Below are 12,461 nucleotides of genomic sequence, written 5' to 3' on the forward strand. Positions count from 1 at the left end.
CCTAGCGGCTCAGCCGCCCGAACCTCCGCACCGCCAGTGGGAAGAACACCGCCAGCAGGGCCAGGGGCCAGACGACCGCGGCCCAGGTGTGCCCGGACTCCGTGCCGGGCACGCCGAACAGGTCCCGAACGGCCGTGGCCGTGTGGGACATCGGGTTCCACTCGACGACCGTGCCCAGCCAGCCGGGCATGGAGCCCGGTGCGGCCAGCGCGTTGGAGAGGAAGCCGACCGGCCAGACCAGGATCTGCACGGCCTGGACCATCTCCGGCTTCCCCGCCACCAGGGCCAGGTGGATGCCGATCCACAGCATCGCGAACCGGAACAGGAGCAGCAGGCCCACGGCGGCGAGGAGGGCCGACGGGCCGCCGCCGGGCCGCCAGCCGAGTGCGGCGCCCACGCCGATGAGCACGGCCAGGCCCGTCGCCGACTGGAGCATGTCGGCGGCCGAACGGCCCACCAGGACGGCTCCGTCGGCCATGGGCATCGAGCGGAAGCGGTCGATGACGCCCTTGTTCAGGTCCTGCGTGACGGCGAGCATCGTGCCCTCCAGGCCGAAGGCCATGGTGAGCGCGAGCATGCCGGGGATCAGGTAGTCGCGGTACTCGCCGCTCACCCCCCGGCCGCCGCCGACGAGGTAGCCGAACATCAGCAGCAGCATCACCGGGAAGACCAGGCTGACGACCACCTGGACCGGCTGCCGCCCCCAGCGGGCGAGTTCCCGGCGGGTCATGGTCCAGGAGTCGGTCAGGGCGTGCGCGCTCACGCGGCCTCCTTCACTCGGTGGTCGTCCCCGGTGAGGTGCAGGAACACCTCGTCCAGCGTCGGGCGGCGCAGAGCGACGTCCTCCGCCTCGATCCCGGCGTCCCGAAGGGCCCGTACGACCCCGGAGAGCGCCTCCATGCGGTCGGTGACCGGGGCGCTCAGCAGCCGGCGGTCGGCGTCGACGCTGATCCCGGTCAGCGGCAACAGCGCCACGGCGGTACCCAGTTGGCCGGCGTCGCGCAAGACCACGTCGATGCGGTCGCCGCCCGTCTGGGCCTTCAGTTCGTCCGCCGTGCCCTCGGCGACGACCCGGCCGGCGTCGACGACCGAGATGCGGTCGGCGAGCTGGTCGGCCTCCTCCAGGTACTGGGTGGTGAGCAGGACCGTCGTGCCGCCGCCGACCAGGGAGCGGACGGACGACCACACCTCGGCCCGCCCGCGGGGGTCCAGACCGGTGGTGGGCTCGTCCAGGAACAGCACCTCCGGCTCGGTGATCAGGGAGGCGGCGAGGTCCAGGCGGCGCCGCATGCCGCCGCTGTACTGCCGCACCGCCTTGCGGCCGGTGCCGGCCAGACCGAAACGCTCCAGGAGTTCGTCCGCACGCGCGCGTGCCCGCCGCGCGCCCAGATGGTGCAGCCGGCCGAACAGCTCCAGGTTCTGCCGTCCGCCCAACTCCTCGTCGAGCGCGGCGTGCTGGCCGAGCAGGCCGATGCGCAGCCGCACGGCGTAGGGCTCGCGCACCACGTCGTGCCCGGCCACCTCGATCCGGCCGGCATCCGGCCGCAGCAGGGTGGACAGGACCCTCACCAGGGTGGTCTTGCCCGCGCCGTTCGGACCGAGCACCCCGTGCACCGTGCCGCGCGCGACCGTGAGGCCGAGCCCGTTCAGCGCCTTCTTGTCGCCGTAGGTCTTCTCCGCGCCTTCGACGGTGATCGCCGTGTCGGCCACCGGACCTCCCTCGCTAGTCAAAGTTGACTACACGCTCGAAGATAAACCCCGCCGAGCCAGTCGTCAAACTTGATTAATCAGCGTCGCCGGGGTGTGGCTCCCCCGTCGCGTACGGGTTCTCCTCGTCGTCGGCCAAGACGCCGACGAACGGGTCGCCCTCGTCGGCGAAGGTGTAGGCGCCGCCCTCGATGCGCTCGATGAGACCGCGGGTCCACTCACCCTCGGAGTCGGCCGTGTGGACCCACATGTTCATGATCTCGCCGATGTGCCCGAGCTGTCCGGGCCCCTCCTCGGGCACGTAGTGCTCCAGGACGGAGGCCCGCCACTGCTCGATCCGCAGGGTCCGCTCCTTCAGCAGCGCCACCGCCTCCGCCCGCGGCAGGTCGACGACGAAGCCGACGGCGGCCGTCTTCACGTCCCCGCGCTGGTCGTAGGTGACCAGCGCGTCCCGCAGCAGCCGGAAGTACTCCTCGGTGCCCTGCGCGGTGATCTCGTACTCCGTGCGCGGCGGGCCGCCCGCCGTGGACGGGGCGATCTCGTGCGCGTGCAGCAGCCCCTGCTTCGCCATCTGCTTCAGTGCGTGGTAGATCGAGCCGGGCTTGGCGTTGGACCACTCGTGCGCGCCCCAGTACTCCAGGTCGTTGCGCACCTGGTAGCCGTGGGCGCGGCCGTGCATACGGACCGCGCCGAGCACGAGGAGACGGATCGCTGACATGCGGTCCAGGTTAGGACCCGGCCGCCACCTGCTGTTCCTCGGCCACCAGCTCGAAGGCGGTCCTGCCGTCCAGGGACTCGCGGATGACATCCGCGTGACCGGCGTGCCGGGCCGTCTCGCGGATGAGGTGGAGGCAGAGCCAGCGGTGGGAGACCCGGCCGTCCGGCGGGAACCAGGGCTGGGCCGGCAGCGCGAAGGTGTCGTCGAGGCTGGGGACCGAGCGGATGTACGCCTCCGTCTCGGCGGCGACCTTCTCCCAGTACTCCAGCTGCGACGCGACGGTCTCGCCCTCGACCAGCCGGAAGCACTCGTGCCAGTTGCTCTGGTCCCGCACGACGGCCGGCGGCTCGCCCTTGGCCAGGGCGACCCACAGCTGCTCGACCTCGGCGACGTGCTTGACCAGCCCCGCCAGGGACAGCTCGCTCGCGCTGGGACGGGACGACGCCTGCTCGTCCGTCAGCCCGAGCACCGCCCGGCGCACGCCGCCGCGCTGCTCGGCGATGAAGGCCAGGAGCGCCCCGCGCTCGTCGCCGTGTGCCTCCGCCGGAACGTGAGTGACCATGACCGCCGCCTTTCACCGGGCCCGGGGGTCTCTCCCCCTGACACCGGCAAAGCTACGGGCCCTTGCGGTCAGGTTCTGTCCGCAAGGCCCGGGTGCCGAAGGCTCTGGAACGGGGAATGCGCCCCGCGTGCCGGAAGGCTCTAGAACGGGAACCCGCTCCGGCCGTGCTGCACCGAGATCCACTTGGTCGTGGTGAACGAGTCGAGCATCGTGTCGCCGTTGAGCCGGCCGATGCCCGAGTGCTTCTCACCGCCGAACGGGACGATCGGCTCGTCGTGCACGGTGCCGTCGTTCACATGGAACATGCCCGTATCGATCTGCCGGGCGAAGGCGACGCCCCGCTCGACGTTCCCGGTGTGGACGGCGCCGCTCAGGCCGTAGGGCGTGTCGTTGACGAGCCGTACGGCCTCCTCCTCGCCGTCGAAGGGGACGAGGAAGGCGACCGGCCCGAAGACCTCCTGCCGGAGCAGCGCCGAGTCGGCGGGAAGGCCGGTCAGCACCGACGGCCCGAGGAGGTTGTCGGTCCGACCGCCGCGCACCAGGGCCGTGGCGCCCTCGGCGAGGGCCTGCTCTACCACGCCGGAGACCGCGTCCGCCTGAGAGGAGTTGATGACCGGGCCGATGACGGTCTCCGGGTCGCGCGGGTCGCCCGCCTTGAGGGTCTTCACCTTGGCGACGAACTTCTCGGTGAACTCGTCCGCGACCGACCGGTCGACGAGGACCCGGTTGGCGGCCATGCAGACCTGCCCCTGATGCACGTACCGGCTGAAGACGGCCGCGTCGACCGCGTAGTCGACGTCGGCGTCGTCGAGGACCACCAGCGCGCTGTTGCCGCCCAGTTCGAGCACGGAGCGCTTGAACAGGCGGGCGCAGACGGTCGCCACGTGCCGGCCGACCGCGTCGGAACCGGTGAAGGAGATGACCTTGGGGACCGGGTGCTCGAGGAAGGCGTCGCCGATCTCCGCGATGTCGGTGATGACGACGTTCAGCAACCCGCCGGGCAGCCCCGCGTCCTCGAAGATCTTCGCGACCAGGGAGCCGCCGACGATCGGCGTGTTCTGGTGCGGCTTGAGCACCACGGCGTTGCCCAGCGCGAGCGCCGGGGCGACCGACTTGATCGACAGCAGGAAGGGGAAGTTGAAGGGGCTGATCACCCCCACGACACCGACCGGCACGCGGTAGACGCGGTTCTCCTTGCCGTCCACCGGGGAGGGGATGATCCGCCCCTCGGGGGCCAGCGCCAGATGGACCGCCTCGCGCAGGAACTCCTTGGCGAGGTGCAGCTCGAAGGCGGCCTTCAGGCGCGTGCCGCCGAGCTCGGCGATGATGGCCTCGGAGATCTCGGCCTCGCGCTCCTCGATCAGGCGAAGCGCCTTCTCGAAGACCGCCCGGCGGGCGTAGGGGTTGGTCGCGGCCCACTGCTTCTGGGCGCGGGCCGCCGCCCGGTAGGCCTGATCGACCTCGTCGACCGTGGCTATGGTGATCGACGCCAGCTTCTCGTCGTCGTACGGGTTGAAGTCGATGATGTCCCAGGAACCGGTACCCGGGCGCCACTCACCGTCGATGTACTGCTGTGCGAGGTCGGTGAAGCAGGACGACGACATGTGTGATCCCTCGATCCCTGGAAGATCTCCGATCGCGCCATCACGATCTGATCACACGTCATCGTACTGATGTTTCAGGTGAGTTGAAGGATTACTTCAGGAGAGCTGGAGGAGGCCCCGCAGAAGGTCCCGGCTCTCCGAGGGGCCCGGGCTGTCGCTCTGGAGCTCCTTGAGCGCCTTCTCGTACTGGGCGACGTCCTCGGCCTTGTCCAGGTACAGCGCGCTGGTGAGCTGCTCCAGGTAGACGACGTCCGACAGGTCGGACTCCGGGAAGCTGAGGATCGTGAACGCGCCACTTTCGCCGGCGTGGCCGCCGAGGCTGAACGGCACCACCTGGAGCCGCACGTTGGGCCGCTCCGAGATCTCGATGAGGTGCTGGAGCTGGCCCCGCATCACCTCGCGGTCGCCGTACGGGCGGCGCAAGGCGGCCTCGTCCAGGATGATGTGGAAGTCGGGCGCGCGCTCGTCGAAGAGGTACTTCTGCCGCTCCAGCCGCAGCGCCACGCGGCGTTCGACGTCGGCCTCGCTCGCGCCCTGCATGCCCCGCCGGACCACCGCGTGGGCGTACGCCTCGGTCTGCAGCAGGCCGTGCACGAACTGCACCTCGTACGCCCGGATCAGCGAGGCCGCGCCCTCCAGCCCGACGTAGGTCGGGAACCAGCTGGGCAGCACGTCCGAGTAACTGTGCCACCACCCGGCGACGTTGGCCTCCTTGGCCAGGGACAGCAGGGAGGAGCGCTCCTGCTCGTCGGTGATGCCGTACAGGGTCAGCAGGTCCTCGACGTCTCTGGTCTTGAAGCTCACCCGGCCCAACTCCATCCGGCTGATCTTCGACTCGGAGGCGCGGATCGAATAGCCCGCCGCCTCGCGCGTGATGCCCCGCGCCTCACGCAGTCGCCTGAGTTGTGATCCGAGCAGCATGCGCCGCACCACCGATCCCGGCTCTCCCGCGCTCACGTTCGCCAGCCTCCCCAACGTCTTCAGGGGCCGCAGTCTGCCACTAAAACACTCCGAGCAGTACTCGTCCGGTTACGGAAACGGAATCGAGACGGTCGACGCTCGCGCGCGGGGCAAGAAGAAGGCAAGTGAACGGCCAAAGAGCGACGCGAAGATGACGGAAAAATTGGCCAACAAGCGGTACGGGACATCTCATTCCGGTCACGTGCACGTGCATCTGCCCTTGCATCTGCTGTACGCATCCGAAACCATGGTCCCGCACCACCGCCGCATCGCACCGACCGCGAATTCCCGGGAGTGCCTCGCATGGGGACGAATGGATCGACCATGCTCGAGCCGTTACGGCAGGGCCTTCCGCCGCTGGATCCCGCGGCCGTGTCCGACGCCGCCTCCTGCGCTCTTCCCGCCCGCTACGAAGCGGTGCGCGAGGCGCGGCGGTTCACCCGCAGAACCCTCGACCAGTGGAACATGGGCGATCGGTTCGACGACGTCTGCCTGGTGGTCTCCGAACTCGTCACCAACGCGCTGCGGCACGGCCTGCCGACGGGCAGCGCGTGTACCGGCGACCGCGAACCCCCGGTACGACTGCACCTGATGCGGTGGGCCGAGCGGCTGGTGTGCGCGGTGCGCGATCCCAGTCACGACAGTCCGGTCGCCCGGGAGACCGACGACTTCTCGGCGGAGTCGGGACGCGGGCTGTTCCTCGTCGACTCCTTCAGCGACAGCTGGGGCTGGCACCCGCTCGCCGGCGCGCTCGACGGCAAGGTGGTCTGGGCGCTGTTCCGGCTGCCGCCCGCCGGTTCACGACCCGGCGGGGAATGAGAGACCGCGGCGCATTCTCGCGTCGCGGTTCTACGCGCGTTACCGCGCGCTGAGGGCGGATCGCCCCGATTCATACCGGGGGCTGCCGGAGGCTCAGCCGCCGACCAGGTGGTCGAACTCGCCGTCCTTCACGCCGAGCAGCATCGCCTCGATCTCCGCCCGGGTGTAGACCAGCGCGGGACCTTCGGGGAAGCGCGAGTTGCGCACGGCCACGTCACCGCCCGGCAGCCGGGCGAACTCCACGCAGGAGCCCTGCGAGTTGCTGTGCCGGCTCTTCTGCCAGGCCACACCGCTCAGTCCGGCGGCCGCCATACCGTTGTACGCGTCGTGGTCCACAGGTCGCTCCCCGGTGGTGCACTGGCTGGTGTGGCCATTGGTGCAGTGGTCAACTGACCCGGATCATAGCCCTGTTCATGTGCAGATGCATGGGCAGATGCACGTGCACGCGGGGTGGTCCCGCGGTTACAGCTTTGACGACCGCTTGACCGAACTCTCGACTGTTTGACGGCTCGTCCCCGCCTCTCGTTCCCTGCGGCCTGCGCCGAAGTGGCCCGGTTCGGGGAGGTCCGGTGGAGGCGGAGCATCCGCTCGACGGCGATGCGAGGCGTCGGCGCGGGGGCCGCGCCGGAGAAGCGTGAGCTGAGACGCTCGGCCGCCCGAAGGGCGTTCGGCCGGCCGACCCGCATCCGGAAGGCGGCCGTGGCCTGCGAGGACGAGAAGAAATGGACCGGTCGCAGGAGACCGGGGTCGTCCTGGTGGCCGGTGCCCGGCTCGGACCGACGCCGGACACCCGCTCGGCTTGCGGGCCCCGCCGACCCACGCGTGCCGCGCCCGGCAGCGCCCCGGCACGGTTCGCGGAAATGCCGTCGCGCGGCCGGTCCGGCCCGGTCCTGACGGCCCGCCGCGCGCCGCGGCACCGGACGGCCGGCGGCGTACTCCGGCCCGGTCGCGGCACGGGCGAACGGTCCCCCACCCGTCAAGCGTGGGGAACCTCACCCGGTCCGGACGCGCTCGGCGTCAGCGGCCGGCGTACGGCAGGAGCGCCATCTCGCGCGCGTTCTTGATGGCCTTGGCGAGCTGCCGCTGCTGCTGGGACGACACCCGGGTGACGCGGCGGCTGCGGATCTTGCCGCGGTCGGAGACGAACTTCCGCAGCAGGTCGGTGTCCTTGTAGTCGATGTACGTGATCCCGGCCTGGTCCAGGGGATTGGGCCGGTCCTTGGCGGGCTTGCGGTCGGGCTTGCGGGGCATGACGGGTCAGACCTCCAGGAGGGTGTCGAAGGCATGCGGCAGGCGCTGCCAGGCGTCGGGGCCGGCGGCGTACTCGGCGTCGGTCAGCAGGCAGGACTCCAGCAGCCGTTCCAGGCCGTCCCGGTCGAGGCCGGGCGAGGTGAAGACCAGGTGCTGGCCGCGGTCTCCGTGCTCGGGGTGCCAGTCCAGCGCGGCGGCGGCACGGCGCACCGGCGGGACCATCTCCCAGGCCGCGTCCGGGAGGGACGCCAGCCACGGGCCCGTGCTCTCCACGCACAGGGCCCCGCCCGCCGCGTCCCAGTGGAACAGCGTGTCGGGCTTGTCGGCGAGCCAGAACCGGCCCCGGCTGCGGGCGGCCGCGCAGGTCAGGTCCTCCAGCGCGGCGTACAGCCGCTCCGGGTGGAAGGGGCGCCGCGTGCTCCACACCAGGGTCGAGACGCCGTGCGCGTCGGCCTCTGCGGGGAGCAGCGCGCAGGCCGGGTGCTGGGCGGCTGCGGCCGCCTCGACGTCGAAGCCGGCCAGGGCGGCCTCGGCCAGAGCCGACTGAGGACGCCTGCGCGGGGTCGGGACGGTCAGGCCGTCGTCTCCCCGGTCCGCGGGGCCTCCCTGCCCGACCGGGGCCCGGCGGGCCGTCGGGTGCAGCTGCGCGAGCAGCTCGCGGTCCTCGTCGTCGGCCTCCGGGGAGTCGGCGACGGCGAGGACGGGGGCGTACTCGAGCTGGCGCGCGAAGGTGTCGGCGATGGTGCGCTGGTCGGTCGCGGCGGCGGCGAGACCGGCGTCGGCCAGGTCGTCGCCGTTGCCGAGGTAGGGCAGGACCAGGGCCGGGTCGACGGCGGTGATCACACCGGTGACGGTGAGCCCGCCCGCGGTGACGACCTCGGCCATGGCCTTGGGTTCGACGGAGTCCCACAGTTCGACGACGGCGAGCCGGGTGGATCCGGCGTCCCGCAGCCGCTCCAGCTCCGGCACCAGGTCCTCGCGCAGGGCGCAGCACGCGCAGTCGTTGACGAGGGGCGCCTCCCCCGCGTCGAGGACACCGGAGGCGTCCCGGATGGTCCGTACGACCGTGCCCGCGGCGGCCGTCGACAGGTCGTGGTGGAGGACGACACTGCCGGGCACGTCGGCGAGCAGCCGCGCGACGGCCGCCCGGCGGGCGTCGGCGTGCAGCCCGCCGACGATCACGACGGGGAGCCCTGGGGGGACAGCCACGGGATCAGCCCTTCTTTCCGTACCGGCGCTCGAAGCGCTCCACGCGCCCGGCGGTGTCCAGGACGCGGGCCGTGCCGGTGTAGAAGGGGTGGCTGACGTCGGAGATCTCGACGTCGACAACCGGGTAGGTGTTGCCGTCCTCCCACTCGATCGTCTTCTCGCCCGCCGTGGCGGACAGGGTCGAGCGGGTGAGGAAGGCGTAGTTCGCGGCACGGTCGCGGAAGACGACGGGGCCGTACTCCGGGTGGATTCCCTCGCGCATGGTCAGCGCTCCTCTCGGAAGTCGACGTGGCGGCCGACGACCGGATCGAACTTGCGCAGGGTCATGCGGTCCGGGTCGTTGCGGCGGTTCTTGCGGGTCACGTAGGTGAAGCCGGTCCCGGCGGTGGACCGGAGCCTGATGACCGGACGGAGCTCGTTGCGTGCCATGCCGCTATGATACTGAAAATGAAATCCATTTCCATAACCTGAGCAGAGAGGTACGTCACCACCCATGTCCGCGCACTGCATGCTGACCGGCACCCAGCCGGGCTTCGGCAACCGCATCTCCCACTCCCACCGGCGCACGCCCCGCCGGTTCGACCCCAACATCCAGTCCAAGCGCTACTGGCTGCCGAGCGAGGGCCGGTACGTCCGGCTCCGGCTCAGCACCAGGGGAATCAAGACCGTCGACACGATCGGGATCGAGGCGGCCGTCACCCGGATCCGCGCCCGGGGAGTGAGGATCTGATGGCGAAGAAGAGCAAGATCGCGAAGAACGACAGGCGCCAGGAGATCGTCGCGCGGTACGCCGCCCGGCGGGCCGAGCTGAAGGAGATCATCCGGCGACCGTCGTCGACTCAGGCCGAACGGCTCGCCGCCCAGGCGGAGCTGCGCGGGCAGCCGCGCGACGCGAGCGCCACCCGCGTACGCAACCGCGACCAGGTGGACGGCAGGCCGCGTGGCTACTTCCGGGCGTTCGGGCTGTCCCGGGTGAGTCTGCGGGAGCAGGCGCACGCGGGGTATCTGCCCGGGGTGCGCAAGTCGAGCTGGTGAGAGGCGCTCCCGGGACGTCTGCCGGGGGTGGGCGAGTCGTCCTGGTAAGGGGCGTTCCCGGGAGCACTTGACGGGCCCTGGTAGCTTGCTGCGGTCGTTCCGGCCACGGGGCCGGCCGGTGCCGTCCGGGCCGGTCGGCCGGCTACAGCTTGGGGGCTTGCAGTGACTTCGGTGATCTTCTCGCGCCGCTCCGGCGCCGTGCGCGTCGCTGCGGCGGCCGCGGGGCTGGCGGGCGCGCTCGTGCTGAGCGCGTGCGGCAGCGGCGGCGACTCGGGCGACGACGCGTCCGCCGCCCCCTCCTCGTCGGCCTCGGCGTCCGCCCCGGCGGGCGGGGACTCCGGCTCCGGTTCCGGCGGCTCGTCCGGCGGTGCACTGGCGGGCAGCTGGCTCGCGACGACCGGCGGCAAGGCCGTGGCCCTGGTGATCACCGGCAAGCAGGCGGCGCTGTTCGCCACCGGCGGCAGCGTGTGCAGCGGCACCGCGGGCGAGGAGTCCGGCATGCGGATGATCCGCCTGAAGTGCACGGACGGCTCCAAGGACCGGGCGACCGGCATGGTGAACTCGGTGGACGAGAACAGCCTGAAGGTCACCTGGCAGGGCGGCCTCGGCGCGGAGACCTACACGAAGGCCGAGGGCGGCAAGCTGCCGACGGGCCTGCCGACGGCGAGCCTCGGCTGACACACCGACTCGGTCGGAAGGGCCGCGGGTCGCCCATGGGCACCGCGGCCCTTTCGGCGTCGGGGGCGCGTGGCGGGGACGCCGGACTCCGGGACTAGCACGCGCACGTCCCGGAGTCCGGCGTTCGGGGGAATCGCAGGGGGTGCGTGGCCGTGCGGTACGCGCGTGCGTGATGATCCAGGGGCCCGGTACCGCTTTCGTTCGACACGTCCAGAGGACCTCATGCGCACCTTCCCCCTCACCCTGGCCGCCGCCCTCGCCGCCACGGTCATGCTGACCGGCTGCAGCGACGACACCTCCGGTGGCGACGACGTCAAGAACGCGGACCGGCCGAGCGATTCGGCCTGCGCGCTCGGTGACATGGGCGTGAAGGTCGGCGCCGCCGCCGCCCCGGCCGCGGGGGACACCGGCACCGTCACCGTCACGCTGACCAACAAGGGCGCGCAGTGCACGCTCAAGGGCTTCCCCGGGGTGGACCTGCTGGCCGACGACAAGACGACCTCCGTCTCCCCGGACGAGGGCGCGAAGCCCCAGTCGCTGACCCTCGGGAAGGGCGGCACCACGTCCTTCACCATCACCTACGTCCGGGCCGAGGCGGGCTCCCCGGAGAGCCTCGCCGTGCGCAAGGCGTCCTTCACCCTGCCCGGCGACACCAGGACGGCGCACGAACTGACGTGGTCGTACGGCGAGGTCGCCTGGGCATCGGACAAGCAGCCCTCGGTGAGCGGCTTCGAGACGTCGGGCGACTGACGGCGCCGACGGCAGGTCAGCGCAGCGGCGGCCGGTGCCGGACCTGGGCCCGGTCCGCCGCCTGCGCGCCCTGCGTCCAGCCCTCCGCGTCGCGCACCCCGCGCAGCCGGGTCGTGGTCGTCTCCGGGAACATCCGCTCCAGCCGCCCGGTGACGGCCACCTCGCGGGAGGCGAGGACCGGGAGCAGATCGTCGGTCACCTGGGCCTCGGCGGCTGCCGCCAGCCGGGTGCCGATGCGATGGGCGTAGGCCGCGAGGAACGATTGCCGGAACGTCTTGGTGCGCTTGCGGCCCCCCGCACGCTGTGCTGCCTCCGCCTTCGTCATCGCGGTCGTGGCCTGCACGAGGAGCGAGGTGTGGAGGAGTTCCACGGCGTCCAGGTCGGTCTCGAAACCGACGACGGTGGAGAAGCCGAAGGGTTCGTTCCACACCGCCCGGCAGTGGTTGGCACCGGCGACGGCGTCCAGCAGCACCGCCTTGGCCTGCTCGTACGGCGGTTCGACCCCGATCCGGCAGGCCCCTGGCGTGTCCGGCGAGGGTGCCCGCGCCGCGAGCAGCGCCGCGTCGACACTGTGCCGGGCCATCAGTTCCTGCGCCTTGGCGCTGAGCGCCTCCGCCTCCTCCGGGAACCCGGTCGCCTCCGCCTTGGCCAGCAGGGCGCGGATGCGGGTGAGCATGCGCGACTCGGCCCCGGCCTCCCCGGGCGCCGCTCCGGGCGTCTCGTCGAGGGCCTCCAGGGCGGGCAGCCGCAGCAGCAGGCGGTACAGCTCCAGCACGGCCGTGGCGTACGAGAAGCGGTCGCTGCGGGGCGGGGCGTCGGCGGGAAGGTCCGCGAGCTGACCGTTCCAGCGGCGGCCCCGGGGGCCGTCGCCGGGCGCCTGTCCGCGGATCAGCGCGGCCACGAGGAGCACGTGCACGTCGTCCAGCTCGCGCCGGACGATCCGTACGACGTCGGCCGGCTGCCAGCCGCGCCGCCAGGCCGCCGCGACGAACTCCTGTCCGCGCCGGTCGAGTTCGGCGTCCGCCGCCGGGTCGGAGGCGAGCAGGGAGGCGCCGGTGTCGAGGGCCGTCTCGCCGGTCTCGTAGAGGGCCGCTGCGAACGCGCGGTCGACGGTGCTGGACGTACTCACGGGCCGATGGTGCCACGCCGGCACGGCCGGACCGGAACC

17 protein-coding genes are annotated in these 12,461 nt (G+C 71.8%); 5 read left to right on the top strand and 12 right to left on the bottom strand.

Going from position 1 to position 12,461, the window contains the following annotated elements:
- Position 1 precedes the first annotated feature (1 nt).
- The 6 genes from ABTX60_RS22420 to ABTX60_RS22445 all read right to left on the bottom strand — a co-directional run bounded on the left by ABTX60_RS22420 (position 2) and on the right by ABTX60_RS22445 (position 5,524).
- Positions 2-763 (bottom strand): ABC transporter permease, encoded by a 762-nt coding sequence (locus ABTX60_RS22420; RefSeq protein WP_352098769.1) that lies wholly within the window; start codon positions 761-763, stop codon positions 2-4.
- Positions 760-1,710, bottom strand: coding sequence for an ATP-binding cassette domain-containing protein (locus tag ABTX60_RS22425; RefSeq protein ID WP_352098770.1), 951 nt, complete (start codon positions 1,708-1,710; stop codon positions 760-762). The genes ABTX60_RS22420 and ABTX60_RS22425 overlap by 4 nt, the downstream gene beginning before the upstream one ends.
- A gap of 73 nt (positions 1,711-1,783) precedes the next feature.
- On the bottom strand, positions 1,784-2,425 hold the full coding sequence (locus ABTX60_RS22430) for a PadR family transcriptional regulator (protein WP_352098771.1): 642 nt from the start codon (positions 2,423-2,425) through the stop codon (positions 1,784-1,786).
- Positions 2,426-2,435: 10 nt separating this feature from the next.
- Positions 2,436-2,987: a DinB family protein gene (locus ABTX60_RS22435; protein WP_352098772.1), complete on the bottom strand. Its 552-nt coding sequence runs from the start codon at positions 2,985-2,987 to the stop codon at positions 2,436-2,438.
- 140 nt (positions 2,988-3,127) lie between these two features.
- Entirely contained in the window at positions 3,128-4,591 is a 1,464-nt protein-coding gene (locus ABTX60_RS22440; protein ID WP_352098773.1) for an aldehyde dehydrogenase family protein, read from the bottom strand.
- 96 nt (positions 4,592-4,687) lie between these two features.
- Positions 4,688-5,524 (bottom strand): Sco1979 family transcriptional regulator, encoded by an 837-nt coding sequence (locus ABTX60_RS22445; protein ID WP_502992370.1) that lies wholly within the window; start codon positions 5,522-5,524, stop codon positions 4,688-4,690.
- A gap of 330 nt (positions 5,525-5,854) precedes the next feature.
- Between ABTX60_RS22445 and ABTX60_RS22450 the strand changes: the two genes are divergently transcribed.
- On the top strand, positions 5,855-6,370 hold the full coding sequence (locus ABTX60_RS22450) for an ATP-binding protein (protein WP_352098774.1): 516 nt from the start codon (positions 5,855-5,857) through the stop codon (positions 6,368-6,370).
- A 93-nt stretch (positions 6,371-6,463) separates the two neighbouring features.
- On the opposite strand, the gene ABTX60_RS22455 is transcribed toward ABTX60_RS22450, so the two are convergent.
- The 5 genes from ABTX60_RS22455 to rpmG form a co-directional block, all read right to left on the bottom strand.
- The gene (locus tag ABTX60_RS22455) at positions 6,464-6,682 is read right to left on the bottom strand and encodes a DUF397 domain-containing protein (protein ID WP_352098874.1); all 219 of its coding nucleotides are present in this window, start codon (positions 6,680-6,682) and stop codon (positions 6,464-6,466) included.
- A gap of 705 nt (positions 6,683-7,387) precedes the next feature.
- Positions 7,388-7,621 (bottom strand): 30S ribosomal protein S18, encoded by a 234-nt coding sequence (rpsR, locus tag ABTX60_RS22460; protein ID WP_352098775.1) that lies wholly within the window; start codon positions 7,619-7,621, stop codon positions 7,388-7,390.
- A 6-nt stretch (positions 7,622-7,627) separates the two neighbouring features.
- On the bottom strand, positions 7,628-8,830 hold the full coding sequence (locus ABTX60_RS22465; RefSeq protein WP_352098776.1) for a CobW family GTP-binding protein: 1,203 nt from the start codon (positions 8,828-8,830) through the stop codon (positions 7,628-7,630).
- A 4-nt stretch (positions 8,831-8,834) separates the two neighbouring features.
- Positions 8,835-9,092, bottom strand: coding sequence for a type B 50S ribosomal protein L31 (locus ABTX60_RS22470; protein ID WP_053669728.1), 258 nt, complete (start codon positions 9,090-9,092; stop codon positions 8,835-8,837).
- A gap of 2 nt (positions 9,093-9,094) precedes the next feature.
- A complete protein-coding gene (gene rpmG / locus ABTX60_RS22475) occupies positions 9,095-9,259 on the bottom strand; it encodes a 50S ribosomal protein L33 (RefSeq protein ID WP_352098777.1) in 165 nt (54 codons plus the stop codon).
- Positions 9,260-9,323: 64 nt separating this feature from the next.
- Between rpmG and rpmB the strand changes: the two genes are divergently transcribed.
- The 4 genes from rpmB to ABTX60_RS22495 all read left to right on the top strand — a co-directional run bounded on the left by rpmB (position 9,324) and on the right by ABTX60_RS22495 (position 11,293).
- The gene (gene rpmB / locus ABTX60_RS22480; protein ID WP_352098778.1) at positions 9,324-9,560 is read left to right on the top strand and encodes a 50S ribosomal protein L28; all 237 of its coding nucleotides are present in this window, start codon (positions 9,324-9,326) and stop codon (positions 9,558-9,560) included.
- Positions 9,560-9,865 carry a 30S ribosomal protein S14 gene (gene rpsN / locus ABTX60_RS22485; RefSeq protein WP_352098779.1) on the top strand — a complete coding sequence of 102 codons (306 nt, stop codon included), beginning with the start codon at positions 9,560-9,562 and terminating at the stop codon, positions 9,863-9,865. Before rpmB ends, rpsN begins: the two co-directional genes overlap by 1 nt.
- Before the next feature lie 162 nt (positions 9,866-10,027).
- Positions 10,028-10,543 (top strand): hypothetical protein, encoded by a 516-nt coding sequence (locus ABTX60_RS22490; RefSeq protein WP_502992368.1) that lies wholly within the window; start codon positions 10,028-10,030, stop codon positions 10,541-10,543.
- A gap of 222 nt (positions 10,544-10,765) precedes the next feature.
- Positions 10,766-11,293: a DUF4232 domain-containing protein gene (locus ABTX60_RS22495; RefSeq protein WP_352098780.1), complete on the top strand. Its 528-nt coding sequence runs from the start codon at positions 10,766-10,768 to the stop codon at positions 11,291-11,293.
- A 16-nt stretch (positions 11,294-11,309) separates the two neighbouring features.
- Here ABTX60_RS22495 and ABTX60_RS22500 read toward each other — a convergent pair whose 3' ends face one another.
- A complete protein-coding gene (locus ABTX60_RS22500) occupies positions 11,310-12,422 on the bottom strand; it encodes a DUF2786 domain-containing protein (protein ID WP_352098781.1) in 1,113 nt (370 codons plus the stop codon).
- Positions 12,423-12,461: the final 39 nt, after the last annotated feature.

This window comes from Streptomyces sp. NPDC126510 (genome assembly GCF_040302345.1).
Lineage (GTDB): Bacteria > Actinomycetota > Actinomycetes > Streptomycetales > Streptomycetaceae > Streptomyces.

Bases quoted from the DNA above. Each gene is read 5' to 3' on its own strand.
- ABTX60_RS22435 (WP_352098772.1), bottom strand. From the start codon at position 2,987: ATGGTCACTCACGTTCCGGCGGAGGCACACGGCGACGAGCGCGGGGCG.
- rpmB (WP_352098778.1), top strand. From the start codon at position 9,324: ATGTCCGCGCACTGCATGCTGACCGGCACCCAGCCGGGCTTCGGCAAC.
- rpsR (WP_352098775.1), bottom strand. From the start codon at position 7,621: ATGCCCCGCAAGCCCGACCGCAAGCCCGCCAAGGACCGGCCCAATCCC.
- rpmG (WP_352098777.1), bottom strand. From the start codon at position 9,259: ATGGCACGCAACGAGCTCCGTCCGGTCATCAGGCTCCGGTCCACCGCC.
- ABTX60_RS22450 (WP_352098774.1), top strand. From the start codon at position 5,855: ATGGGGACGAATGGATCGACCATGCTCGAGCCGTTACGGCAGGGCCTT.
- ABTX60_RS22440 (WP_352098773.1), bottom strand. From the start codon at position 4,591: ATGTCGTCGTCCTGCTTCACCGACCTCGCACAGCAGTACATCGACGGT.
- rpsN (WP_352098779.1), top strand. From the start codon at position 9,560: ATGGCGAAGAAGAGCAAGATCGCGAAGAACGACAGGCGCCAGGAGATC.
- ABTX60_RS22495 (WP_352098780.1), top strand. From the start codon at position 10,766: ATGCGCACCTTCCCCCTCACCCTGGCCGCCGCCCTCGCCGCCACGGTC.
- ABTX60_RS22430 (WP_352098771.1), bottom strand. From the start codon at position 2,425: ATGTCAGCGATCCGTCTCCTCGTGCTCGGCGCGGTCCGTATGCACGGC.
- ABTX60_RS22470 (WP_053669728.1), bottom strand. From the start codon at position 9,092: ATGCGCGAGGGAATCCACCCGGAGTACGGCCCCGTCGTCTTCCGCGAC.
- ABTX60_RS22455 (WP_352098874.1), bottom strand. From the start codon at position 6,682: ATGGCGGCCGCCGGACTGAGCGGTGTGGCCTGGCAGAAGAGCCGGCAC.